Below are 25,878 nucleotides of genomic sequence, written 5' to 3'. Positions count from 1 at the left end.
ACATCGAACTTTCGTGTTATATTATCTAAAACAAGAGGCTGGTATTATCATAGTTAGAGTATTACACAAACATATGTGCTATAAGCTTCATAACTTTCCAAACCTTAAATAAAATCATTCCAAAAAAAATATGTCATCTTTTTTACAGTATTATATATAATGCAACCTAATTTATTTTTGTTAAGTAAAAAACGTGAAAAAAAAGCTTTTTATTAAAACTTATGGATGTCAAATGAATGTATATGACTCCATCAAGATGCAGGATTTGCTAGAGCCATTCGGTTATCAGCCAACTGATTCTATGCACCAAGCTGATATGATTATTTTAAATACTTGTCATATTAGGGAGAAAGCTGCAGAAAGAATGTATTCCGAGCTTGGTCGCATCAAACAAATTAAAGATGATAGAAAGTCAAAGGGAGAAGGTAATGTAATCGTTACTGTTGCTGGATGCGTTGCACAAGCTGAAGGTGATGAAATTTTTAGAAGAGCAAGTTACGTAGATATAGTAGTAGGACCACAATCTTACTACGATTTACCAGAGTTGATAGCAAAGATTGCTAGACATGAAAAACATGTAATTAAATTAGATTTTGTTGAAGAAGCTAAATTTGATAAGCTGCCTGAACAGTCTAATATACAAGGGGTAAGTAGCCTTATTTCAGTTCAGGAAGGTTGCGACAAATTTTGTACTTTCTGTGTTGTACCTTATACTCGGGGTGCAGAATTTTCAAGGAATCTAGAACAAATATACATAGAAATTGTAAAATCCGTTTCAAACGGAATAAAAGAAGTAATCTTGCTAGGTCAGAATGTTAATGCTTATCATGGAAAAACTATTGAAGGCAAAGAGTGTAGTTTAGCAGATCTAATCAGCTACGTAGCAGAAATACCAAATCTTGAGCGTATTAGATACGTTACTTCTCATCCTATTGATATGACAGAAGATTTAATTATGTTACATGGGTCTGAACCAAAATTAATGCCGTTTTTACACTTGCCAGTACAGTCAGGTTCTGACAAAATTTTAAAATCAATGAATCGTAGACATAACAGAGATTATTATTTCGATATTATTAATCGTTTAAGAAATGCGAGAAGAGATATAGTCTTTTCATCTGACTTTATTGTAGGATTCCCCGGAGAAACGGATGAAGACTTTGCTGATACTTTAGATCTAGTAAAGAAGGTTGGTTATGGTCAGTGTTATTCTTTTAAATATAGTCCAAGACCTGGTACACCTGCTGCGGTTAAAGAGCAAGTGCCTGAACATATCAAATCTAGGCGTTTAGCAATTTTACAGCAAGAAATCTCTCGCCAACAATTATTGTTTAATGAAAGTTGTATTGGTAAAATAATGCCAGTATTGTTTGATCGTGACGGTAAATTGGACAATCAACTGATAGGGAAAACATGTTATATGCAGTCGGTGCATGTAATAAACCCTGCAAGAGATTTGTTCGGTCAGATTATCGATGTAAAAATTATCAAGGCTGGGGCAAGTAGTTTGAGCGGAGAAATGGTGCTGTGACCTGAATTTAATTTTATAGTTTGGTTAAAATTATCTGTCAGGAATATGAAGACAAAACCGTTGACTACGGTTTATTATATGTTACTATGTTACCTATAATTAAAAAAAGGAACTAATATGCCTATGACCCCTAATGAATTACTATCTTCTATAACAGAAGATGATATAAACACTGCCGATACTCCTTATGCTGATTGCAACCCTGACCTAAAAATCCGAGTAGCAAATTATATTAGGATTCTAAAACTAGCTCCAAAGTTTTTAAACTTTATTAAAGATTCATCAATATACATAAGTACTAAAAAATATTCTGATGATTGTATATCTACTGCAGTTACCATGCAGCCAGTTGAATTAACCTCAGACAATATTACTTACAAGGTCTTAAATGACAAAGATGAAATAATAGACGCTATTGTAGATTCAGAAATAATAGAAAAAACTAAAAAAATGTTTCATGCTGACCCTAGATCATGGGAGAATATCTCTAAAAGCGGAATATTTTCCTTTGAAATAACAAATTTTTTTCAATTTATGGTAGATAGCCAACAATTAGAAAGATTAAGATCTATAATCCAGCCTAACCTTGTTTCAGAAGAAGAATGGACAGCAGCATTAAGCTTAACCAAAAAATATAAGATAGTATCTAATTATATTCATACTAATTTAGAACATCATGATACTAGAATATCAGAAGATAATACAATACATGATGTGGTAGTAGCGGCACAAAAAATAGAGAAAATTGTTTCTGACGGTGATGTTGTAGTATTTGTAGGCAACACACCTCAGCTAATTCGCTATCCTTTCGAAAAAATTACTACCCATACTAAACCAAATATAAAAACCGTATCCCTAGCAATTTCAGGTCATCCTGATCAAATTAAAGAAGATCAGCTCACCGGTATTATTCAAAATGTATTAACCTGTGAATCACATGATATATATAAGGAATATATGCGTCATATGGGAATTACTAAAGAGTATGTTAAAAATCACAAAGTTTATTTAATAGATTGCGTTGGTTCTGGTGGTGGGCTCGCATATTTAGCGAGATGCATTAATGAAATTGCTTATGATGGCAAGCTAACAGATGATGCTATTAAGGATGTTAAGATCATAGCTTTAAATGAAATAGATCCGCAATATGCAAAATTTAGTGACAAAATAGAACAATATAACTTAAAAATGAATAAATTGACACAGACTTTAGATCGCGTTTCAGATAATGACTCATCTTTAAGACTCATGCCTAGTGCAAGTTCATATAAATGGACTTCAGAATTTATTAAACAAGTTGAAGAACATTCGATGCATATTTTTGATCACTTAAATCCTTTTTTTACAAGAGTATTTAATGAAATAGATATGAAAATGGAAATGCTTTTAGGTCAAGTTTCAGATATGGACTAGAAATTTACTTTATAGTCTATTGAGGAGAAGTAGGTAGTGTTGTCTTCGATCGCTCGCCTATTACATATAGGTGTCGCTCCATCGCTCCTGCTACCCAATTCTCCTGAATTGACTATAGACAAAAAGCTGATAGCAGAAATATTATCTAAGATAAAACTTTTACTTAAATAAATGTGAGAAACACTTTGTCAAAAATGCTCAAATTTTTTTATATATCTTTTAAATTATTTATAATATCAGGCATAATAGCTCTTAGTGCTTGTATATATTTGTTGTATCATTACTCTAAAGATCTACCTGATTATTCTCAACTTGCCGATTATCATCCACCATCGGTAACAAGAGTTTATGCACAAAATGGAAAATTAATGGAGGAATATGCTTTGGAACGTAGAGTTTTTGTACCTATTAGTAGTGTACCACGCTCTCTTATAGAAGCGTTTATTTCAGCAGAAGATAAGAATTTTTTTGAACATCCAGGAGTTGATTTTATAAGTATAATCAGAGCAGCCATATTCAATATCTCTAATATTTTGCATCATCGTAGAGTAGAAGGAGGGTCAACTATTACTCAACAAGTAGTCAAGAATTTTTTATTAACCTCTGAAGTATCAATAGAACGTAAGATCAAAGAGGCAATTTTATCCTATAGGATATCAAAAACCTTTACTAAAGATCAAATTTTGGAGTTATATCTTAATCAAACATTTTTTGGTAGGGGAGCTTATGGAGTTGCCATGGCTGCTCAGAATTATTTTAATAAGTCTATTGAAGATTTAACTGTTGCCGAATCAGCTTTTATCGCTGGTCTACCAAAAGCACCATCAAATTTTAATCCGGAGAGAAATTATGCTAGGGTGAAAGATCGTAGAGATTATGTTATTATGAGAATGTTGGAAGATGGTTATATAACGCAAGAAACAGCAAAAGAAGCAATAGATAGCCCTATTACTTTGCAAAAGCGGGATCGTAACGAAACCGTTACAGCCGGTTATTATGCTGAGCAAGTACGGGAAGAAGTCATTAGTAAAATTGGCAGTAAAGAATATTTCTATACTGGAGGGTTAACGGTCATTACTTCACTTGATGCTGGTTATCAGCAAGCTGCAGAAAATGCTCTTAGGCAAGGCATAAGAGCATATGACAGGAAGCATGGTTTTAGAGGAGTCATAACTAATATTGATCTAAATAACTGGCAAGATAATTTAAATAAAGTAGCAAAGCCTCCAGCTATTTTAGAATATCAGTTAGCTGTTGTGTTAAATGTTTCGGATAATCAAGCAGAAATTGGTCTTTGTGACTTGAGTCAGTCAAAAATAGTTTTATCAGAAATGAAGTGGGCAAAAAGTGATCTTAAATCAGTAAAAACTCTTTTAAAGAAAGGTGATGTTGTAGTAGTCGAAAAAGTAAATGCTAATTACGGATTAAGGCAAATTCCTACCGTTAATGGTGCGATTATAGTGATGAATCCTACAACAGGTCAGGTACTTGCCAGCGTTGGTGGATATGATTTCACAGTTAGTAAATTTGATCGTGCTACTCAGGCACTGCGACAACCAGGGTCACTCAGTAAAACTTTTGTTTATCTTGCTGCTTTAGAAAACGCAATCCAGCCAAATAGAATCTTTGAAGATGGTCCAGTAGAGATTCCGCAAGGTCCTGGCATGCCAGTTTGGCGACCAAAAAATTATAAAGGGAATTTTTTAGGTGCAATTACTATGCGCAGTGGTCTTGAGAAATCACGAAATCTTGTTACTGTTAGGGTAGCACAAGCTATAGGACTAAGCAAAGTTGCTGAGATAATCAAGCGATTTGGTATTAATAATGAGCCGAAGAGATTTTATTCTATGGTACTTGGTTCGCTCGAAACCACACTAGAAAAAATGACCAATGCTTATGCAATAATTGCCAATTCAGGAAAAAAAGTTACGCCGCATTTCGTAGAGCTAATTAAAGATCGTAATGGTAAAATAATTTATCGTAGAGATAATAGAGAATGTAAAAATTGTAATGTATCTGACTCCCAGCTTACTGATAACTTATCACTCCCTATCCTACCTCAACCCGACTATCGGATGATTACCGATGAAGCAAGTGATTATCAGATTATCTCATTTCTCACTGGAGCAGTTGAAAGAGGTACGGCAACCACTGCAAAAAAACTTGCTAAGGTTATAGCTGGCAAAAGTGGTACTACCAACGATAGTATGGATACTTGGTTTATTGGTTTTACTCCAAAAATAGTTGTCGGAACATATATTGGTTATGATACGCCAAAAACACTAGGAAAAACTGCAACAGGGTCAAGTGTTGCCTTGCCTATATTTATTGATTTTATGGAGAAGGCTTATTCTGATATTCCATCACTGGCATTTAAAGTACCAGAATCAATTAGATTGTTACCAATAAATCCAACAACTGGTAAAGTTACTTCTTCTAGTAGTATTATGGAAGCATTCAAAATTCATGATATACCAGTATTAGATTATCAAGAAGAAAACCAAGGTCAAGATAATGATGCTTTCCATAATATCCCTCCCGAAAAAGATACTTCTCAGGAGATATATTAAGCTCAAATATACTCAGATAGAAAATCAAGAATTGCGTTGTCGTCTTCAGGGATCGTAGGTAGCCACGTACTAAATGTACGCCTAGCACCTCGACCCCTTTGACCATAGTACCCTACATTTTTTGTATAATCGTCATCGCGAGGCGTCTTTAGATGCCGTGGCGATCCAGGTAAACAGCGAAGCTGTTTTTTTAGAGTAACGCTTCGCGTATCTTGGATTGCCGCGTCGCCGCTTTCAGCGACTCCTCGCAATGACGATTGTGGTGTCTGTAGGTGTATCGCGATGACGATTACACAAAAAATGTAGGGTACTATGCCCTTTGACTCCTACTCTACTATCATAATTTTAATCTTCGTCTATCAACTCTTCATTTACGACTAGTATATCATGAAAAGGTAATAGTTCAGGTTCATTTTTAAGATTTTTAATCTTTTCCGGTAAGTCTAAATAAACGGCTATAGCTAAAAATAGCCCTAAATATTGTTTAGGATTCACTAAAATTGCTAGATCTTCGTAAATTCTTGAAGGGGTTACAGAGGAGAATTGTTTATATAATTCTACAATCTCAAAAGAAGGGTTATGTGCGAAGGCAGCTTTTAATATTTCAATGTTTTTATTATTCCAGCTAGAAGAATTTAGAGGTAGATAAAGATTTAATGCGAAGGTATGTGAAGGTATAAGTTTAATAGCTGATTCTAAATAATGTATAGCATCTTTTTCTTCATTAGCTTCCAGCATATTTTTGGCAGCGTCAACATAGTAATCAGCAATTTTGTTCTTTATAGAGTCTAGTTTTTGTGCGTCAACTCTGCTAAGTTTAGATACCACAAAGATAAATTTTGTCCACAGAGAAAGTTGAGCATAACAATCAAGTAAAATTTCTAAAGTTTCACTATCAAATTCATTTAGGTTAAATGATCTAACAGCATAATTCTCAGCTGTTTCATACATATTATTTTGATAAAATATTTGTGCAAGTCTTTTGGTAACAAAGGCACTATAATGTTTAGATTGCTCTAATTCCTGAAAATATTTTATTCTTATTGAAGGATCTAATTCTGCTTCTGCTAAAAGTAAAGTATGAAATACCTTGTTTTCTTCGCTTAAACGGTAAGCTATTTTTTGGATCAAAGCTACTGACTTTGATTTTTCACCAGCAATATATTCTGCCATAGCCTTCATCAGTAGGTAATTATCAGTAGTGGCTCTTTTGGAAAAGAAAAGATCTTTTAAATTAGCAGGTAGGTCAATAATTAGAAATATTATTTTTAAAAAAATAGCACTAAAAAGTGTAAATAATATATATAAAATAATGAAAGTAAAAAAGGAGGTTTCTATATAATAATCATATAAATTTAAGGTTAATGTTGAGTCAAGCTGATTTAAGACAGAAAAGCCTAAATATAATAACAAAAATGTAATACAAATTATTAATAATCTTATCATTATTTTACTCTACAAATTTTTGCTGTAATTCTTCTGAATAAAAGAAATTAATAAAAAAATCTAGATCGCCTATTATTCTCAACTTTAGTTTTTCTTTATCTTTGGTAAAACTAGATTTTCTTTCAATCTTAATAAATTTCTCGATCCAACAATTTGCTTTTGGAAAGATCTTGACTAAACCTAAACTATTATTAAGTAAATAATTTTCATTATAATTGTGTAGGTCTAGCAAAATATTTTTTATTTTTGTAGGTAACTCTACAGTTTCAATTTGACGAATTTGCTGTGTATAATCTTTATCTTGTAAAAAATTCATCACTAAAAGATTAACGCTAAGTAAATAAATGGTATAATTAGGGGGGGTCTTAGATGGTTCGGGCTGGTGGTTTAATAAGACCTTTTCTTGTTCTGGACTATTATCTTCTTGAATTACATCATGTTCTGACATATCTTCTGTTTTAGAAATAGTTGTATTATTGGGTAATTCAGAATCGACCTTTTTATTATTTAAAAAAGTCATATATGTTACCGATATTGCAAATAACACAATTAGAATAATTGTGAGAATAATAGGATTATTACTACGAACTTTTATTATATTAGTTTCTGATTTTTGCATTATAAATTAATAACTCTAACATTTGTTGTGGCTGTCCATTATCACAATAAACCACATTTTTGGCAAAATATCTAATAATATTTGCCACTTTTTCACTTATAGTAATCACTAAACTATTATCTAGTAGTTTTAGCAAATTATTTTTTATTAATAATTCAATGAAAGTCTTAGTGCTGTTCTGTGAATATAGTAAAATAAAATTGATGCCCTTTTCAATCTCTGCTATTTGGTATAGCTGGGTCGCGTATTTTACCTGATAAATAATGTGTCTTTTTATTTTTTGGGGCAAATCTTGAGTAATTTCATTTGACGATAAATATATGGTTTGATCATATATTTCTTGAGGAATGTTTTCTAGTAGATCTTGAATATTTGTAGCAACATATCGTACTACAAAATTTTTTTGTTCTAGAATTAACTTTGATGAATTGCCGACTATCCATACGTTCTTTTGTTCTACCTCTTGATGTCCAGCAAGGATTCTAGCAGCAAATTTACTGGTGACAATTATGTTAACATAATTATGCAAAATAGTGCTATTTAATGGCAAAGCTTGATATTCCACTAAAGGAGAACAGATATATTTAAAACTACAATTTTTCTCCAATTCTCTAATGATTTCATCATTATCCTCTAAACTTCTAGTTAATAGCACCGATTTCATAGAGCTAGCTTATGGCATAATTCTTGATAATCTATGGCAAGTGGTTTAGGACCAATAATAGATAAAGTAGGTTTTGTAACAAATATTTTGTTAGCAATATTTATTAGATCTTGTTTTGTTATATTCATAATATGTTCAATAATTTGTTCAGTAGGTATATATTTGCCAAAAACAGCAAAATTCTTACCAATTTCTTCTGATTTATAAGAAGATTTTTCTTGAGCCATATAGATACTAGTTTTTAGTTGTATTTTAGCCCTATCAATTTCTGAGTCTTTGATGTCTGTAGAAATTTTTTTTATTTCATTAACTAATTGTTCTGCAAGGAATGGTAGTTTATCATGATTAGTGGAGGCATATATGCCAAAAATTCCACTATCATAGTAGGAGCTATTATAGCTACCAATTGAATAAACCAGTCCAAGTTTTTCCCTGATTTGTTGAAATAATCTCGATGACATACCATTACCAAGTATTAGTGAAAGAACTTGCGTATGATATAATTGTTGTATGTTAAAATATGGCACACTCTCAAAACCTAGAACTAGGGTAGTTTGCTCAAGATTTTTAGTGATAAAGCTATGTCCCCCAGTATATCTAACTTTCTCAAAATGACTATTTTGTTTATTTTTTAATGAACAAAATAATTTTTTGGCAAATTCTACAACTTGCTCATGGGAAATATTTCCTGCTACTGATAAGTAAATATTTTCGGCATTATAATGTTTGTCAACATAATTACTAAAATGTTCTCTATCAAATTTAGCCAAACTGTCGTGAGTTCCTAGAATTGACCTGCCAAGTGCTTGATTCTCATAAGCACTACTGTAAAATTTTTCGTGGATAAGTTCATCAGGGTTATCTTGAACATGAGCAATTTCTTGTAGAATCACCTGATATTCTTTGGCTATTTCTTCCTTTGAAAAAACTGAATTTTGTATGATATCCGCCAGTATTTCTAAAGCTTTATAGCAGTTTTCATTCAATATTTTTGAATAATAAACAGTTTGTTCATGCGAGGTATATGCATTAAAATGTCCTCCTATAGAGTCAAATTCTTCAGCAATTTGTTTAGCAGACCTAGTTGTTGTGCCTTTAAATGCCATATGTTCAAGAAAATGGGATATGCCTATTTCTGAAGATTGTTCATAGCGGCTACCTACATTGACAATGACATTAATAGCTACAGAATTTACATTAGACATATGGTAAGTAACAACGGTTAGTCCATTGTTAAGTTTGCTTGAGTTGAAAGTCATTTTATCACTTATTTAGATTCCAATGACCTTAAAATAACTCTTTACAACTAGTTATGCAATAGGTCTATTATTTTCTACATAAATTTCATAATATTTAGTATAATAACCTCAAACAACTAAAGATATTTTCGTGTCCCAAAAAATCAATTTCGCTAAAATGCATGGATTAGGTAACGATTTCGTGATTATCAACCAGCGTGATTTACCTAAAAATTGTGATTTGCAACAATTATCTCTAAAGATTGCCAATCGCCATACTGGTATTGGTTGTGATCAGTTCATTATTTATGATAAAAAACCAAATTACTATGAGATGATTATATATAACCAAGATGGATCAAGTGCCAAATTATGTGGTAATGCTTCAAGATGTCTTACCAAGCTGATATATCTTGATTTAGGTATAAAGGAAATCACTTTGAGGGTAGACCCCTTACATAATTCTACTTCTGCTGGTAATTTGTGTGTCGATCCGGTACTCGAATCCGTAACAAAACTAGAGTACGCTCCGGTTCGTAGTGAAGTGTCTCCTACAAATTCCTCAGCAGAAGCTAATTCTGCAAGAGATCTAATATACGGAAAAGAATTATCTTGTAAGATACTGAATGAGAACGAGATTGAAGTAGATAGCGGGATAGTTAGTTTCGAGGAAGATTGGATGCCTTCATCCGAAAAAATTTGGCCGGTTGTAGAGCGTTATATGATCGACATCAAGGAAGTTATTTGTGCCGATATTGGTAATCCACATTTTGTTATTTTTAGCGATCTCACTATTGAAGATAAAGAAATAATAGGAGAGAAATTACAGGAAAAAGAATTGTTTGCTGATGGTGTTAACGTTAATTTTGCTTCAATCAAGGATAATAAAATTTATTTATCGGTTTGGGAAAGAGGTACAGGCTTAACTCTTGCTTGTGGTAGTGGAGCATGTGCTAGTTTTGCTTCTGCGGTAAAGCTTGGATTTATTAGCTCTCCTTGTCAAGTGGTGTTTCAATTAGGTAGTCTACAAATGTCAAAACAAGGCGAGAATATAATTATGACCGGTCCTGCCGCTTTAGTTTCACGAGGGGAGTTTTTTTATGGCTAAATTACAAACAGTTGTAACCCAAGAAGTTGTAACTTTTGGTTGTAGATTAAATATTTATGAAAGTGAAGTGATCAAAAATAACTTAGCTATTTCTGGTCTCGAGAATGTCATAGTATTTAATACTTGTGCGGTTACTAAGGAAGCTGAAAAACAGTCGTGTCAAGCAATTCGTAAGGCTAAAAGAAATAATCCTGATGTAAGAATTATTGTTACTGGTTGTGCTGCTCAGAATAACCCAGCTATTTTTGCTAATATGGTTGAGGTTGATAAAGTAATTGGTAATGAAGAAAAATTGATTGCTAGCAATTATCAATTTACCGAAGAAAAAGTGGTGGTAAATGATATAATGTCGGTTACTGCAACTGCTAATCATATGGTGAGTAGTTTTGACGGTAGGTCTCGTGCCTTCATTCAGGTGCAAAATGGTTGTAATCATCGTTGTACGTTCTGTATGATACCTTATGGTAGAGGTAATAGTAGGTCAGTACCGATGGGTGTTATAGTGCGGCAGTTAAGGGCATTAGTAGAAAATGGTTACAATGAAGTAGTATTTACAGGAGTTGATGTGACGGCTTATGGACCAGATTTGCCAGGAAATCCAACTTTTGCCCAGATGATTAGACGAATTATTGGCTTGGTTCCAGAACTAAAGAGGCTTAGATTATCTTCAATTGATGTAGCTGAGATCGATGATGATTTGTTCGATCTTATGGCTTATGTACCAAAGATTATGCCGCATTTTCATATTAGTTTACAAGCTGGTGATGATATGATACTTAAGCGTATGAAACGTCGCCATAATCGTCAAAATATTATTGATTTTTGTCATAAATTGCGTAATTTAAGGTCAAATGTATCATTCGGTGCAGACATTATAGCTGGTTTTCCGACGGAAACTGATGCAATGTTTGAGAATACAAAAAGACTGATCTCTGAGGCAGATTTACAATATTTACACGTTTTTCCATATTCTGAACGCGATGAAACTCCGGCTGCAAGAATGCCACAAATAGCAAAATCGATTAGAAAAGCAAGAGCAGAAATTTTAAGAACTGCCGGGGAACAACAATTACAAAAATTTTTCCAAAAGAATATAGGGCAGGAAGTAGAGCTACTTGTAGAACAAAATAACATAGCTCATACAGAAAATTTTATTCCGGTAAAACTTGAAGGTAATTTTGACGTAGGACAAATTGTTAAGGCTCGGCTAGTTGCTATAGAAGATAATCATATGATTTCAGAAATTTTGGTATGAACAAGTTTAAAAATATTGCTGTTTATGGTGGCGGTAGTTGGGGAACTGCACTAGCCTGTCAAGTGGCAAGATGTTACGATAATGCTCCAATATTTTTACGTGATAATAATATTGTTGAAGAAATAAAAAATAATAAAACCAATAGCAAATATTTGGGTAGCGATATTACATTACCAAGTAATATAGTACCTTATAGTGAGTTGGCAGCTATTTTAGATCAAGAAGTAATAATTATTGCTGTACCATCTTTTGCTTTTCATGATACTCTGAATATATTAAAAGATACTGGGATATCTAAGGATGTGGCGTTATTAGTTGCAACTAAGGGCTTTTCTAGAGATCCTACAGAACTACTATCCGATAAAGTAAAAAAGATATTACCAAATAATCCATTGGCGTTTATTGCTGGACCTAACTTAGCTAAAGAAGTTGCCCAAAATTTATTAAGTTCGGTAACTATTGCTTCTGTAGACATTGACCTTGCAAGAAGATTGGCAATTAGTTTAATATCACAGCAATTTAAGGTTACTGTAACTGACTATGTGGTAGCAATTCAAGTGGCATCTGCTGTTAAAAATATTGTAGCAATAAAAAGTGGTTGGTATGAGGCAAAAGGTTATGGACAAAATGCTAAAGCAGGTCTGATAACGGGGGGGCTTCAAGAAATAAGAATTTTATCTGAGGCCATTGACGGAGAACTAGGGGATAGCTCTATTTTATATGCTCCAGGCGTATTAGGGGATTTGGTGCTAACTTGTTACTCTAAAGAATCACGAAATAGTAGATTTGGTTATGAATTAGGGAAACATTTAGATGTTAATAAATTTTTAAATGAACATTTATACTTAGTGGAGGGTCGAGAATCTGCTAAACTGGTATTGGATCTCATAAGAAAATATGATCTAACATTACCGATTATTTCATCAGTAATTAAAGAACTGAAATTAGTATGAAGTTTTTTGGCAATTTATCACCAATATTTGGTAAAATAATATTATTAGAATTCTGTTTGTTATTATTAATTTTTCCGTTAGAAAATTTTAGAATTAATGGAGAATCTATTATTTTCCCAGCTTTTGAAGTTAGTTTACTCTACTATTTTTCCACATTTTATCATATTGGTTTCTGGCTAATATTTTTAGCAGGAATAATTTTTGACCAGTTATATTCCATGCCAATTGGTACAAATTCTTTGGTTCTGATAATTGCTCACATAATTTTAGAATTCACAGGAAAATTTTTTGTACTTAGAAGTTATTTAACAAATTTTATCGTCTTTTGTTTCTATTATTTCTTTATATTACATTTTAGATATTTGCTAATTTTAAGCAAAGGCTTATCTTCGGAGGGGTATTTTATGATGTTAATGCAGTATCTAACTACTATATTCTCATATAATTTGCTACGAATTCCACTTGATAAAGCATTAGAATATTTTAGAAAACATGCTAAATAGTAAAATATTATATAGCCAGTTAATATCAAGAAGGGCTTTTCTCATAGGTTCAGGAAAACTGACATTGCTTTCGCTATTGGCTGGAAGAATGTTTTTTATGGAGTTGCTTGAAAATGATAAATATCGTACTTTATCTGATAAAAATCGTATAAGTTTTATTCTAATCCCACCTTTTAGAGGGCAAATTTATGATATCAGCGGTAACATTATGGCTACAAACCAAACTTGTTTTAGGTTGTTACTTGACATACATGATGGCAATGATTACAAAAACGAATTAGCTCTAGTTGCCAATATCCTAGAATTATCCGAGGAAAAACAAAATTACATTAAGCAAAAAATAAAGAAAGCCAATAAACATATTCCTTTAGTTATACTAGATAATCTTAGCTGGCAACAAATGTCACTTATTGAAGAACAAAAGTTAAATTTAAGTTCTATTTTTGTAGATGCTGGTTATGCAAGATTTTACCATTTTTCAGAAGCGACTTGTCATGTGATAGGGTACACTGGGCAGATTAATGAGCAAGAAAAACAAGATTTACAAATTAACAATTTAGGGGATTTTAATATTGGAAAATTTGGTGTAGAAAAATATTATGAAGACAAGTTACGTGGCAAATTTGGTTATAAGCAGATAGAAGTAAATGCTTTGGGCAAACAAGTAAGAGAAATTACCAATATTCAAAGCCAGCAAGGTGAGGACTTACATCTAAATATTGACGTGGAACTACAACAAAGAGTGCAGCCATACTTAAATAAACAAGGTTGCTCTGCAATAGTTATCGATACCAATAATGGTAATGTGCTAGTGCTGGCTATGTCACCAGTATTTGAGGCCAATAATTTTATAAAATTATCCCAAGATTACTGGCAAAGTTTAGTCAATGATCCCTATAAGCCGTTGATTAATAAGACCATACAAAGTACTTACCCACCTGGATCTATTTTTAAAATTATTACAATTTTAGCTGGATTAGAGAATGGCATTAAACCAACTCAAACTGTTAATTGTACTGGTGCTTCAGTATTAGGTAATAATAGTGCTAGGTGCTGGAATCGTCATGGTCATGGCATCGTTGATATGTATAATGCTATCAAACATTCTTGTAATACTTATATGTATGAAATAGCTCGCTTAATAGGGCATAAAAGAATATTAGATATGGCAAAAAATTTTGGTTTCGGTACAAAAACTGGCATTGATTTAACCGGAGAAGCATCAGGTTTTATCCCTTCAGAAGAGTGGAAAATGAAAAAATTTAACTCTAAATGGACGATTGGTGATACTCTTAATTTATCGATAGGGCAGGGATTCTTATCAGCTACTCCAATCCAGTTAGCTAGATTTGTAACGGCAATTGCCAGTAATGGGAAATTGTATAATCCTAAAATTGCTAAAGATATATCAGTAAAAGATGGACCAGTATTTGATCAGGTTAATATAAATCAACAATATCTAGATATTTTAAAAGAAGGCATGTATAGAGCAGTTAATACGCAAGGTGGGACTGCCTATTATAGTAGAATTTTGACAGAAGGGCATCAATTAGCTGGTAAAACAGGTACGGCACAAGTGCAATCAAAGGCTAATGTCAATGATGATTTAAATAGAGAGTCAATTGCTTGGGAAAGGCGTAACCACGCTATATTCGCTGGGTTTGCTCCTTACCTACAACCTCGTTACTCTATTTTAGTTTTTGTAGATCATGGTGGAGGCGGAAGCAGGGCAGCAGCCCCTATAGCTAGTAAGATTATGGCTATGGTACTTGATAAATATAGCTAACCCGTTAAGGTTCTAGATAGCCTCTCCGTCATTGCGAGGAGCTACTTTAGTAGCGACGAAGCAATCCAAATTTAACCATTTTTATGGATTGCTTCGTCGGTCTTATGACCTCCTCGCAATGACATTTAGGAACTAGTTAATATCAAGAACTTACTCGGGAGCTATATAATTGAATATTTTTTACTATTCGTACTTAGTGCTAGCGATTTTATAGTATATATTAGCATTTATATAAAAACTTAGAAACTCGCAATATGACAGACCCAATTCTTAAACAATTTGTAATTATTTTACCTGAGATAATGCTGACCTTACTAGCTTTGTTTACTCAGACATATGCAGTGTTATTTAGTACAAAAACTAAAACCATTAGCAATATACCCGATGAATTTCAAGAGTTGGCTAGGCGTACGAGTGGCGAGCGAACGGAGCGTAGTCAAACCTACGTGAGTACGCGAAGTCCCGAAGTACAACAACGCCAACACTTGAAAGGCAAAGGGTATACTCAGATATTACTATCGGCAATATTACTTATTGTTGCTTTTCAACAGTTGCAGTATCTTGCTTTACAAGGTTCAGATAATGATGTAATAGCTTTTCATAATTCTTTTGTCGTTAATCATTTTACTGTTGGTTTTAAATTCTTTGTTTTATTATTTTCAATAATGACCATGATGATTTATCAGGCATATTGTAAAATCACTAAGGAGGAGTTTAAAACAGAATTTATAACCTTAGTGCTACTTTCTACTGTTGGTGTTTTTATTACTATATCAGCCCGTAATTTTTTACTTTTATTTGTTGCTATGGAGTTACAGGCACTGGTAGCCTATGTATTAGCTGGCTTTAATCTGAATAATATTAAAGCATCAGAAGGAGCGTTAAAATATTTTATCCTTGGGTCTTTGATTAGCTGCCTAACGTTATTTGGCATTTCCTTTATTTATGGATTTGGCGGTAGTTTAGATTATAGTAATATTTTTCAGCAATTGAATCATTCACTGCAGCCAAATATTGGTTTAATAATGGGCTTAGTGCTTTTTTTAAGTGGTATCTTATTTAAATTATCAGCTGCTCCTTTGCATAGTTGGACTCTAGATGTATATGAAGGCTCTCCCATTCCTTCAATTACCTATTTCTCTGCTGCCACAAAAATTGGTAATGTGGTGGTATTATTAAATATAATGACTATGGTAATTGGAGATTATAAGCAAATTTCAGTTGATCTAATAAAAATCACTGCGATTTTGTCCATGCTTATTGGGGCAGCTGGTGCTATTAGACAAACCTCCCTTAAAAGGCTAATGGGTTACAGCACTATTCTAAATATTGGCTATGTTTTAATGGCTATTTCTTTTCATACTCCTCACGGTGATAGGGTAGCATTACTATATATGATTATTTATGCTGCTTCTGTCACTGGCTTTTTTGCCTGCCTAATTACTCTGCTGGGTGAAAAATCAGATTCGGCAACTTTTGATGATATTAAAGGCCTTGCTTCTACCCGTAAGGCGTTAGCTGCTGGGATTGCGATTATCATGTTCTCTATGATAGGCATTCCACCACTGGCAGGATTTCTTGCGAAATACAGCGTTTTCTATCAGGCTATTATAGAGAAGCAATTTACTCTAGCATTTATAGCTATTGGCACAAGTGTTATAGCGGCTTATTATTACCTGAAAATAGTTAAGTCTATGTACTTTTTTGAGGTGGATAAAAGTTTAAAACGAGTTTTAGTACCAACACCTAAGAGCTTAAAATTTATATGCTATTTGATTATTGGAGTTTTATTGCTTCTGTGTGTTTTTATCCAGCCACTTGCTGATACTATGGATGGTTTATAGCTATGTCATGGCAGGAAAAATATAATCTACTAATTTTTGATGAGATAGATAGTACCAGTTCTGAAGCTATTAGGATGGCTAAGGCTTGTCCTGATAAAAATTATGTAATATTTGCTAAAAATCAAACAAAATCGCGTGGGAGAAATACAAAAACTTGGCATTCTAGTCTAGGAAATTTGTATGTTAGTATATTATTAAACCATAAGATTGATCTTAACTTTATTCCACAATTATCTTTTGTTATGGCTATTGTTGTTTATAAAACCATAAGATCTTTGTGGGTGGAATCAGAGAATTCTATCAAATTAAAATGGCCCAATGATGTTTTGATAAACGACAAGAAAGTATCTGGTATATTGCTTGAATCTATTAGTATAAATGATAATAATTATCTTATTATAGGTGTTGGCATCAACGTTAAGGGAAGCCCTTTAAATATTGATCAATTGGCAACCAATTTATCCGATGAGAATATAGAAGTAAAAGATCTAGAATATTTATTAGAGCTTCTCATGATTAACTTTGAAAAATATTTTAGTAGATGGAAACAAGAAGGGTTCAGTAAAATAAGACAATATTGGCTTAAAAGAGCTTATAAGTTAGGTAAGATGGTTACCGTAAATGATGGAAACACAAAGATCTCAGGAATTTTTAAAGACATAGATGAAAACGGGAGCATAAGGATTGAGCTTGCCTCAGGGCAGGTTTGTTGCGTTAATTATGCTACGGAAATAATTTATTAATTCACCTTACGTATAGCATTTAAAAATTGCAGAAAAGTATAAGACGTCTATTAGCGAAACCACGTGAGTGTAGTGGCAATCATAGTACCCTACATTTTTTATATAACCACTATTAAAATGGCTACTGATCGTCATTGCGAGGAGTCGCTGAAAGCGACGACGCGGCAATCCAGGATACGCGAAGCGTACTAGAAAAAACAGCTTCGCTGTTTACCTAGATCGCCACGGCATCTAAAGATGCCTCGCGATGACGATTATAGAAAAATGTAGGGTACTATGAGTGGCAATCCACATTCATTAGATTGCTTCGTCGCCACAAAGTGACTCCTCGCAATGACGCTAGGCTGTTTTTCCTATGACTTTTAAATTGCCATGGGAGTTATGCGTAAGGTGAGTTATTAACTGATATTTTTTTGATAAAACTCTATAGCCTTGTTTAAATCCTCTGCTGTATCAACAGAGATAGGGATGTTGTCAACATAACATACCCCTATGGACATATTATTTTGTAAGGCTCTTAGTTGCTCAAGTTTTTCGGTTAATTCTAAGGTTGAGATAGGTAAGTTTATGAATTTAGTCAATGCCTCTTTGCGAAACCCATAAATTCCTACATGATATAAAAATTCTTCAGCACCATGAGGAATAAGGCTACGAGAAAAATACAAAGCCTTATCATTATGGTCAGTAATAACTTTGACATTACTATGACCATTTACGGCATCTATACCAACTTTTACTACTGGGGTCATAATATCATGGCTACTGGACTTTAGGTTTTCAATAACTTTGATAATTGATTCCGGTTCAACAAAAGGCATATCACCCTGTACATTCAGGATATAATTAATATGGTGATTGTTAGGTATTGCTTGAAATGCTTCGTATACACGTTCGGTACCAGTTTGACATTCTTGGTTTGTCATAATAAATTGTCCACCGCAATCAGTAACTTTTTTAGCTATAGTTTCTGAATCAGTTGCCACATAAATATTTTTTAGTTTGGTTAAATATACTTGCCTAAGAACACGCTCAATTATTGAGATTCCCCCTACAAGTTGTAGAGGTTTTTTGGGAAGTCTTACTGAATCAAGTCTTGAAGGGATAATAATTGCAACATCAGAATGCATAAACTACCATATAATTATATTTAACCTCATGTATGGATCTGCCGTAAAATGTTGTCAGTATGAAATTAGCTAATTATTAAAGCAGATGATAAATTTACTGACACCACTGCAACTTACAAATCTTGCCTCTGAAGCCTATGAGACTTTCAAAGGTTCTGAAAACCCTCAAAAACGTAAAATGATAAGTTTCATATTTCAGAACCTCAAACTAAACGATCAGAAGCTAGAGTTTACCTTGCGTTTCCCGTTTTATATATTCGAAAAAACTACTACTAGTCTTGAATGGCTCCCCGGGCCGGACTCGAACCAGCGACCGAACGGTTAACAGCCGTTTGCTCTACCACTGAGCTACCGAGGAACATTTGCCTTTATAGACTAGGTTTCTTATAACAAATCTTTTGACTATGGTCCAGTATTTTCTTATTTGATCTATAAAAAATAAATAGACCTCTTGCAGAATTCGCTTATGCTGAGGAATTTGAAGGAGACTTGGAATCTCGACCCGCAACGTATATCACGCGAATTCGGGATAAGAATTAATAATTCTTATATCGAACTGAGGTTAATTAAGAAACATTACTATGCTGGTGAACCTGAGCATTCATTACTAATCCAAACCCAATAAGCATTGATACCATCATTGTACCGCCGTAAGATATAAAAGGTAAAGGCACACCTACCACTGGCAATAATCCCATCACCATAGCTATATTTATAAATACATGACTAAATAGGGTTGATGTTATGCCTATTACCATCAGTTTACTAAATATAGCTCTACAATTCACAGCAATCATTAGTGAAATTATTATAATTGCACAATAAAGAATTAACAGAAACAAACTACCAACAAAACCAAATTCTTCAGCAAAAGTAGCAAAGATAAAATCGGTCTGATGCTCTGGTAAGAAATCTAGATGGCTTTGGCTACCTTTAGCTAACCCCTTGCCCCACAACCCACCAGAACCAATAGCGATTTTTGATTGAATAATGTTATATCCAGCTCCAAGAGGATCTTTCTCAGGATCAAAAAAAACCATGATTCGTTTTCTTTGATAATCATGCATCACTTGCCACATAACTGGTATGCAAGTAAGGACTATAATACCAATTATCACAAAATTTCTTACTCTAAAACCAGCAGCAAAAAAAATAATACTAGCAATAATGATATTAATCACTCCAGTACCTAGATCAGGTTCTTTTATTATCAGTATAACTGGTACTATCACACCTATTATAGGCAATAATATCTTGTAAAATCTAGCAAAATCCTCAATCTTTAGTTGATGAAAATACCTAGCTAACATTAACACTACTGCTAGTTTTGTTGGTTCAGAAGGCTGCACACGGATAACTCCTAAATCTATCCAACGCTTTGCTCCCATAGAAATAGATCCAAAAAGCTCAACACTAACTAATAAGATAATAATAGCAATATAAAATATATATGAGAATTTAAATATATATTTTATATCAATGGTTGCAATAATAATCACAACTGGTAAAAACAGGAAAAAATGCATCATCTGCTTATACGCCCAAGGGTGAATATTACTGTCTGAAGCGGAATATAGTACAACAAAACCAATGCTACAAATCACACTAATAAGCATAATTAAAGTAATTGGTAGTTTTTTTAGTTTTTCAAAATAATTTCTTTGAATTGACATTCTAGGTAGATATCCATAAAAATTAGCTGTAAAATGATATTATTAATTACGATTAAAAAACATGAAATTATTATTACATAACACACTTACTCACAAGAAAGAAGTTTTCATACCGCTAGATAGTAATTTAGTAAAAATGTATGTTTGCGGTCCAACCGTCTACGATCATCCCCATATTGGTAACGCTAGGTCCGTAGTAGTATACGATATTTTATACCGCTCACTAAGCAAAATATTTGGTCAAAATCATGTAAAATATGTGCGTAATATTACCGATGTTGATGATAAGATAATAAATAGAGCCAAAGAACTCAAAATAACGATTTCTGACTTAACAGTTAGAATTACCGAAGAATTTCATGCTAATATGCAATATCTAGGTTGCAAAACGCCAAATATCGAGCCAAAAGCCACCTTGCATATTGATGACATGATTGTGATTATTCAAAAATTACTTGACCTAAACCACGCTTATATCGCAGATAATCATGTTTATTTCGATATTTCTACCGCCCCAAATTATACAAAATTATCAAATCGTAATCTTGATGAAATGCTAGAGGGGGTGCGTATTGAAAATAATCCATCAAAAAAGCAACCACATGATTTTGTATTATGGAAACCAGCCAGTAAAGATGAAGAAATATTGGCAAATTTCGATAGCCCTTGGGGAAGAGGTAGACCAGGCTGGCATATAGAATGTTCAGCGATGAGCTATAAATATCTCGGAGAAAATTTTGACATTCATGGTGGAGGGGCAGACTTAATTTTTCCTCATCATACTAATGAGATAGCACAAAGTACATGTGCTTTCCCAAACTCTCACTTTGCTAAATATTGGGTGCATAATGGATTTCTGACCTGTAATGGTGAGAAAATGAGTAAATCGCTCAATAATTTTATTACTGTAAAAGACTTGATAGATAAAAAAATCCCTAGTAGCGTAGTTAGATTACTGTTACTGAGTAGCCACTACCGTAAACCATTAGATTACAACAATAAAGCTCTAGAAGATGCTACAAAAACAATGAATTATTGGTATAGAGCGATAGAAAATTTGGACATTAACAAACTTGACGTTCAGAACATTCCAAAAGAATTTTTATCTCATTTATTCGATGATCTGAATACACCTCTAGCCATTAAAATAATAAACGATTATGCTAAACTGGTCTTTGCGAGTAACAAAGAAGATGATAAGTACTTATATGCCTCTTACCTACTTTCATGCAGCAATTTTATAGGTCTAATGACCCAACCAGCTAGTAGGTGGTTTTACTGTGAAATAAATGATGAACCGATTCTCCAGCATATTGAGCAACGTAGGCAAGCCAAATTACAAAAAAATTGGTTATTAGCCGACCAAATTCGTCAAAATTTATCAAAAGATGGCATAATTCTAGAAGACAAACTAGATGGATCAACTAGTTGGAGAAAAGTTTGATTAAGAATACATTTACTAACTATTAAGGAATGTTTTTTTATATTTTCTTGATTTAAAATCAAAAATGTTTATATGACTAGTTAAAATCGTTTTTACCGGTTTTGAATTTCAGCTACTTAATATAAAAGAAATTAAAGGAGGATTATGAAAAGGACAGTAAGTTATGTAAATGACGTTCTACGTAACATTAAAAATGAACCCTGTGACGACTATGAATCATTAAATCAACATACATTTTATGAAATGCCTAGAGTAGACACTCTAAATGTAAAATTAATAGGTCCAGGATTGAGTGTATTTAATGCTCTGCACTCCCCTATTAGCAAAGAATCCTTACAATCCGCAGGACATACACTAGTTTTTGGTCATGATTGGTATGGATGGAATGATTTAGGTAAGATATATGAGATCACAAAGCCTTATATAGAAAAATATAATATAAAAAAACTTAATATAATTTTGCAAATGCATGGTATTATTAAAGAAGGGCTATATCACCTTGGTCTAAGTTATGATCCTGAAGGAGCAATGGGATCACCGAAAATGTTACCTGCTTCTTTAATTATAGATCAAATATCAAGGTTAACGCAGGAAGTAGATTCTACCGAACTCACATCTGTATCTTGCTACGGTACTCACTTATTAGATAATCCAGTAAAATTTAAAAATACTACTTGTAGTTTTTTATCAAGTGATGATGTGACTTGGCAGGGCGATTTTGCTAGCAATTCGAAAGTATTAGATAACTTTTTTATATCATTTGGTTTGAGTGTTATGGGAAAGAGTTTACTTTCTTATGCTGCTAATGTTAAAGAAAAACTGCACGTGCCGGATATCTTTATAACTAATGAGGGGATAATGACAAAAATAGATTTTTCTAACTATTTAAAAGAATTACAAAAATCTATTACCACTAATTCTTTTGTGCAAGAGTTAATTAAAGCAAAGATTATTAGAGAAGAGGAAGTTACTAATATAAAATTAGAAGAATTAGAGTTTACAGATATTGCCCAGCAACATCCATCACTTTTTGGAACGATTGTAGGAGCATGTATGTTTGCACATTTTACACAAGCCAAAGAAAATAATAACAGTAACAGTGTCACTACAGTAAGTCAAATTAGTAATGACGGTTCATCCGCTATAGCACTTGATGATATTTATGCTTCTGATACTCAAGTTGAGCTAGGAGGAGAGAATACTGTAAATATTATGGAATTACCTCTATAAATTACAGGGTAATTTATAGAGGTAATTAATAGTTGTTATAGATATAAATTCAACCATCATCGATGTCATTCCCGCGTAGGCGGGAATCTAAAAAAATAAGCCTGAAAGACTATTAAGTATTATGGATTCCCGCCTACGCGGGAATGACATCGAGTGCATATTAAGCACTTTTTCCTTTATCTATTAGGCTTGCAGCCCGACTTTTAAATTACCCTGATAAATTACGTTCAACATAACCCTTGCAAATATGTTGATTGAATATATAATTAACCTTGCTTAAAATATATAGCTAACCTGATTAGCATTACTCAGTCATTGCGAGGAGGCGTAAGCCGACGAAGCAATCTAGATATAATCACTTTCTTGGATTGCTTCGTCGCCACTAAAGTGACTCCTCGCAATGACGCTAGTTTGCCTATGGCTAAATGCTAGTAGGGTTAACTATAATAAGCAAAATTCACACGTAAGAGCCTAGTTGTTAGTCCAATTTCTTTGGTATCAACTCTTGCGGAGGAGTACCTATAATATGTAGGTACATAACTAACATTTTAAGGAGATTTAATAATGTCTAAATTACAAGCTGTTAATGTCAGAGATTTACTTGATGCTGGGGTACATTTTGGTCATAAAACCTCACGTTGGAATCCAAAAATGGCATCTTACATTTATGGTGTCAGAGATGATATCCACGTAATTGACTTACAACAAACTGCTGCCCTAATGCAGATAGCTTTGGGTGTAATTTATGAAACTGTCAAGAAAAACGGTAAAATATTATTTGTCAGTACTAAAGTTCAAGCCAGTGATATAATAGCTGAGTATGCGGAGAAATGTGGGCAATATTACGTTAACCACAGATGGCTTGGTGGTATGTTAACCAACTGGGGGACAATTTCTGGCTCAATAAAAAAGCTGGATAATCTTGAGAAAGTTTTGGGGAATGAAGAGGAATATTCCGGTTATACTAAGAAAGAAATACTGGAAATGACCCGTAAAAAGGATAAATTACTTAAATCCTTAGGGGGTATTAGACATATTGGGACAAGACCCAATTTGCTTGTGGTAATTGATACTAATAAGGAGCATTTAGCAATCCAAGAAGCAGTAAAGTTAGGTATTCCAATAATTGCTATTGTTGACACTAACTCTAATCCAGACAATATAGACCACCCTATTCCCGGTAATGATGATGCAATAAGATCTATAAGACTTTATTGCACCTTGTTTGCTGATGCAGCACTTGCCGGTATAGAAGAGGCTTTAGCTGCATCTGGTGTTGATTTAGGAAGCATAGCTACTCATGAAGAAAAAGGTACAAATATAAAAGGTATTACTAAGTTAAAATCAACCAAGAAATTTTCTAAAACTCTAGACCTAAATAATCAAGAAGCACTAGAGTCAGAGTTTGAGACAGCTTTAGAGCTTGCAGAAGTTGCTACAACAAAAAAATAACTAGTATTTGGGGGGTGTCAATTTAAGTAGCCTCGATGTCATCCTGAGTTTATTTCAGGATCTAGAAAATCAAGTAGTTAGCGTAAATTATCGTAAGTAACCTGAATTCGACATAAAAATAATTATTATTCTAAGCACCTTCGATGTCCTGCCTACGCAGAGGTGACATTGAAGGTGAGGGAGCATCAACCCTAACAGGGATGACATCGAAGATGTAGGGATGCATCGAGATTATTAAACCGATATCTTACATCAAACTCAGGTTAAGTTAACAGCATATATACTGCTATGATTTCAAGAGTTGGTAGACTCCTCAATCCAATAAAAATAACTATAAACCTTAAATAAAGGAGAGTAAAATGATAAATGCTGGACTTGTAAAACAATTAAGAGAGAAAACTGGTGCAGGAATGATGGACTGCAAGAAGGCTTTGCTTGAAACAAAGGGAGATTTTGAAGCAGCTATTGATTGGTTAAGAAAAAAAGGATTATCAGCTGCAGCAAAAAAAGCAGATAGAATTGCTGCTGAAGGACTAACAGCAATACACATTAAAGATAATGTTGGGGCTATTATAGAAGTAAATTCGGAAACAGATTTTGTTGCAAGAAACGATAAATTTCAACAATTGGTTAGGAATATTGCTGAACTAGCTTTGAAACAAGATAATTTACCATCACTAAAATTAGCAAAAACATCAACAGGTAGATCAGTTGAAGAAGAAATATTAGATAATATTGCTACAATTGGTGAAAATTTAAATCTACGTCGTATGGATGTCTTACAGGTATCAGAAGGTATAGTTGCATCTTATGTACATAACACTGTTGCTGATGGTTTGGGTAAGATTTCTGTCATTGTTGGTTTACAATCAGCTACCAAAGATAAAGCTAAGCTCCTAGAATTAGGACAGAAAATTGCTACCCATATAGCGGCAAGTAATCCTTATAGCCTTGATACATCAACTTTGGATCAAACATTAATTGAACGTGAGAGAAATATATTTTTTGAACAATCAAAAGCTTCCGGTAAACCGGACAATATCATTGAAAAAATGGTTGAAGGTAGAATACGTAAGTTCCTAGCAGAAGTTGTTCTGCTTGAACAAAACTTTTTATTTGATGATAAATTAACAGTTTTTGAAGTTATGGATAACACTGCAAAAGAATTAGGAACTTCGATTAAAATTACACAGTTTATAAGATATGAACTAGGTGCAGGCATAAAGCAAGAAGATAAAAATTTTGCGGACGAAGTTGCAGCTGTCATGCAAAGCTAGGA

Annotated in this window: 20 protein-coding genes and 1 tRNA gene; 14 read left to right on the top strand and 7 right to left on the bottom strand. The window is 33.3% G+C overall.

Annotated elements, in window-relative coordinates; translation table 11 throughout:
• Positions 1–193 precede the first annotated feature (193 nt).
• The 3 genes from miaB to AB3211_RS02745 all read left to right on the top strand — a co-directional run bounded on the left by miaB (position 194) and on the right by AB3211_RS02745 (position 5,514).
• The gene (gene miaB, locus AB3211_RS02755) at positions 194–1,531 is read left to right on the top strand and encodes a tRNA (N6-isopentenyl adenosine(37)-C2)-methylthiotransferase MiaB (protein WP_367364612.1); all 1,338 of its coding nucleotides are present in this window, start codon (positions 194–196) and stop codon (positions 1,529–1,531) included.
• A gap of 117 nt (positions 1,532–1,648) precedes the next feature.
• Positions 1,649–2,944: a hypothetical protein gene (locus AB3211_RS02750; protein ID WP_367364611.1), complete on the top strand. Its 1,296-nt coding sequence runs from the start codon at positions 1,649–1,651 to the stop codon at positions 2,942–2,944.
• A gap of 194 nt (positions 2,945–3,138) precedes the next feature.
• Positions 3,139–5,514, top strand: coding sequence for a penicillin-binding protein 1A (locus AB3211_RS02745; protein WP_367364801.1), 2,376 nt, complete (start codon positions 3,139–3,141; stop codon positions 5,512–5,514).
• Positions 5,515–5,859: 345 nt separating this feature from the next.
• On the opposite strand, the gene AB3211_RS02740 is transcribed toward AB3211_RS02745, so the two are convergent.
• The 4 genes from AB3211_RS02740 to AB3211_RS02725 are packed head-to-tail and all read right to left on the bottom strand — an operon-like array spanning position 5,860 to position 9,502.
• Entirely contained in the window at positions 5,860–6,960 is a 1,101-nt protein-coding gene (locus tag AB3211_RS02740) for a tetratricopeptide repeat protein (protein WP_367364610.1), read from the bottom strand.
• 4 nt (positions 6,961–6,964) lie between these two features.
• Positions 6,965–7,579 carry a hypothetical protein gene (locus AB3211_RS02735; RefSeq protein WP_367364609.1) on the bottom strand — a complete coding sequence of 205 codons (615 nt, stop codon included), beginning with the start codon at positions 7,577–7,579 and terminating at the stop codon, positions 6,965–6,967.
• Positions 7,560–8,243, bottom strand: a complete 684-nt coding sequence (locus tag AB3211_RS02730) for a uroporphyrinogen-III synthase (RefSeq protein ID WP_367364608.1) — start codon at positions 8,241–8,243, stop codon at positions 7,560–7,562. Before AB3211_RS02730 ends, AB3211_RS02735 begins: the two co-directional genes overlap by 20 nt.
• The gene (locus AB3211_RS02725; protein WP_367364607.1) at positions 8,240–9,502 is read right to left on the bottom strand and encodes a M16 family metallopeptidase; all 1,263 of its coding nucleotides are present in this window, start codon (positions 9,500–9,502) and stop codon (positions 8,240–8,242) included. Before AB3211_RS02725 ends, AB3211_RS02730 begins: the two co-directional genes overlap by 4 nt.
• Positions 9,503–9,632: 130 nt before the next feature.
• On the opposite strand from AB3211_RS02725, the gene dapF reads away from it, so the two are divergent.
• From dapF to AB3211_RS02680, 7 genes are all read left to right on the top strand, one after another.
• On the top strand, positions 9,633–10,589 hold the full coding sequence (gene dapF / locus AB3211_RS07880) for a diaminopimelate epimerase (protein WP_410521605.1): 957 nt from the start codon (positions 9,633–9,635) through the stop codon (positions 10,587–10,589).
• The gene (mtaB, locus tag AB3211_RS02705) at positions 10,582–11,844 is read left to right on the top strand and encodes a tRNA (N(6)-L-threonylcarbamoyladenosine(37)-C(2))-methylthiotransferase MtaB (RefSeq protein WP_367364606.1); all 1,263 of its coding nucleotides are present in this window, start codon (positions 10,582–10,584) and stop codon (positions 11,842–11,844) included. Before dapF ends, mtaB begins: the two co-directional genes overlap by 8 nt.
• Positions 11,841–12,797: an NAD(P)H-dependent glycerol-3-phosphate dehydrogenase gene (locus AB3211_RS02700; RefSeq protein ID WP_367364605.1), complete on the top strand. Its 957-nt coding sequence runs from the start codon at positions 11,841–11,843 to the stop codon at positions 12,795–12,797. The genes mtaB and AB3211_RS02700 overlap by 4 nt, the downstream gene beginning before the upstream one ends.
• The gene (locus tag AB3211_RS02695) at positions 12,794–13,300 is read left to right on the top strand and encodes a hypothetical protein (RefSeq protein WP_367364604.1); all 507 of its coding nucleotides are present in this window, start codon (positions 12,794–12,796) and stop codon (positions 13,298–13,300) included. The genes AB3211_RS02700 and AB3211_RS02695 overlap by 4 nt, the downstream gene beginning before the upstream one ends.
• The gene (gene mrdA / locus AB3211_RS02690) at positions 13,290–15,086 is read left to right on the top strand and encodes a penicillin-binding protein 2 (RefSeq protein WP_367364603.1); all 1,797 of its coding nucleotides are present in this window, start codon (positions 13,290–13,292) and stop codon (positions 15,084–15,086) included. The genes AB3211_RS02695 and mrdA overlap by 11 nt, the downstream gene beginning before the upstream one ends.
• 254 nt (positions 15,087–15,340) lie before the next feature.
• On the top strand, positions 15,341–16,930 hold the full coding sequence (locus AB3211_RS02685; RefSeq protein WP_367364602.1) for an NADH-quinone oxidoreductase subunit N: 1,590 nt from the start codon (positions 15,341–15,343) through the stop codon (positions 16,928–16,930).
• 2 nt (positions 16,931–16,932) lie between these two features.
• Entirely contained in the window at positions 16,933–17,673 is a 741-nt protein-coding gene (locus AB3211_RS02680; RefSeq protein WP_367364601.1) for a biotin--[acetyl-CoA-carboxylase] ligase, read from the top strand.
• Between the two features lie 398 nt (positions 17,674–18,071).
• Here AB3211_RS02680 and AB3211_RS02675 read toward each other — a convergent pair whose 3' ends face one another.
• The 3 genes from AB3211_RS02675 to rodA form a co-directional block, all read right to left on the bottom strand.
• Positions 18,072–18,800, bottom strand: a complete 729-nt coding sequence (locus tag AB3211_RS02675; RefSeq protein ID WP_367364600.1) for a 3-deoxy-manno-octulosonate cytidylyltransferase — start codon at positions 18,798–18,800, stop codon at positions 18,072–18,074.
• A gap of 283 nt (positions 18,801–19,083) precedes the next feature.
• A tRNA-Asn gene (locus AB3211_RS02670) sits at positions 19,084–19,158 on the bottom strand.
• A 208-nt stretch (positions 19,159–19,366) separates the two neighbouring features.
• Positions 19,367–20,467, bottom strand: a complete 1,101-nt coding sequence (gene rodA / locus AB3211_RS02665) for a rod shape-determining protein RodA (protein WP_367364798.1) — start codon at positions 20,465–20,467, stop codon at positions 19,367–19,369.
• A gap of 67 nt (positions 20,468–20,534) precedes the next feature.
• Between rodA and cysS the strand changes: the two genes are divergently transcribed.
• From cysS to tsf, 4 genes are all read left to right on the top strand, one after another.
• On the top strand, positions 20,535–21,917 hold the full coding sequence (gene cysS / locus AB3211_RS02660; RefSeq protein ID WP_367364599.1) for a cysteine--tRNA ligase: 1,383 nt from the start codon (positions 20,535–20,537) through the stop codon (positions 21,915–21,917).
• Positions 21,918–22,061: 144 nt separating this feature from the next.
• Positions 22,062–23,147, top strand: coding sequence for a hypothetical protein (locus AB3211_RS02655; protein WP_367364598.1), 1,086 nt, complete (start codon positions 22,062–22,064; stop codon positions 23,145–23,147).
• 564 nt (positions 23,148–23,711) lie between these two features.
• Positions 23,712–24,599: a 30S ribosomal protein S2 gene (rpsB, locus tag AB3211_RS02650; protein WP_341757808.1), complete on the top strand. Its 888-nt coding sequence runs from the start codon at positions 23,712–23,714 to the stop codon at positions 24,597–24,599.
• 359 nt (positions 24,600–24,958) lie between these two features.
• The gene (gene tsf / locus AB3211_RS02645) at positions 24,959–25,876 is read left to right on the top strand and encodes a translation elongation factor Ts (RefSeq protein ID WP_367364597.1); all 918 of its coding nucleotides are present in this window, start codon (positions 24,959–24,961) and stop codon (positions 25,874–25,876) included.
• Positions 25,877–25,878: the final 2 nt, after the last annotated feature.

Origin of the sequence: Candidatus Tisiphia endosymbiont of Nedyus quadrimaculatus, from assembly GCF_964059235.1 — a bacterium.
Lineage (GTDB): Bacteria > Pseudomonadota > Alphaproteobacteria > Rickettsiales > Rickettsiaceae > Tisiphia.
Note: the sequence above shows the minus strand (reverse complement) of the source record. Positions and strands in the feature narration are given on the sequence as shown.

Coding starts and splice junctions, on each gene's coding strand:
- AB3211_RS02750 (WP_367364611.1), top strand. CDS start 1,649: ATGCCTATGACCCCTAATGAATTACTATCTTCTATAACAGAAGATGAT.
- AB3211_RS02745 (WP_367364801.1), top strand. CDS start 3,139: ATGCTCAAATTTTTTTATATATCTTTTAAATTATTTATAATATCAGGC.
- AB3211_RS02740 (WP_367364610.1), bottom strand. CDS start 6,960: ATGATAAGATTATTAATAATTTGTATTACATTTTTGTTATTATATTTA.
- AB3211_RS02735 (WP_367364609.1), bottom strand. CDS start 7,579: ATGCAAAAATCAGAAACTAATATAATAAAAGTTCGTAGTAATAATCCT.
- AB3211_RS02730 (WP_367364608.1), bottom strand. CDS start 8,243: ATGAAATCGGTGCTATTAACTAGAAGTTTAGAGGATAATGATGAAATC.
- AB3211_RS02725 (WP_367364607.1), bottom strand. CDS start 9,502: ATGACTTTCAACTCAAGCAAACTTAACAATGGACTAACCGTTGTTACT.
- mtaB (WP_367364606.1), top strand. CDS start 10,582: ATGGCTAAATTACAAACAGTTGTAACCCAAGAAGTTGTAACTTTTGGT.
- AB3211_RS02700 (WP_367364605.1), top strand. CDS start 11,841: ATGAACAAGTTTAAAAATATTGCTGTTTATGGTGGCGGTAGTTGGGGA.
- AB3211_RS02695 (WP_367364604.1), top strand. CDS start 12,794: ATGAAGTTTTTTGGCAATTTATCACCAATATTTGGTAAAATAATATTA.
- mrdA (WP_367364603.1), top strand. CDS start 13,290: ATGCTAAATAGTAAAATATTATATAGCCAGTTAATATCAAGAAGGGCT.
- AB3211_RS02685 (WP_367364602.1), top strand. CDS start 15,341: ATGACAGACCCAATTCTTAAACAATTTGTAATTATTTTACCTGAGATA.
- AB3211_RS02680 (WP_367364601.1), top strand. CDS start 16,933: ATGTCATGGCAGGAAAAATATAATCTACTAATTTTTGATGAGATAGAT.
- AB3211_RS02675 (WP_367364600.1), bottom strand. CDS start 18,800: ATGCATTCTGATGTTGCAATTATTATCCCTTCAAGACTTGATTCAGTA.
- cysS (WP_367364599.1), top strand. CDS start 20,535: ATGAAATTATTATTACATAACACACTTACTCACAAGAAAGAAGTTTTC.
- AB3211_RS02655 (WP_367364598.1), top strand. CDS start 22,062: ATGAAAAGGACAGTAAGTTATGTAAATGACGTTCTACGTAACATTAAA.
- rpsB (WP_341757808.1), top strand. CDS start 23,712: ATGTCTAAATTACAAGCTGTTAATGTCAGAGATTTACTTGATGCTGGG.
- tsf (WP_367364597.1), top strand. CDS start 24,959: ATGATAAATGCTGGACTTGTAAAACAATTAAGAGAGAAAACTGGTGCA.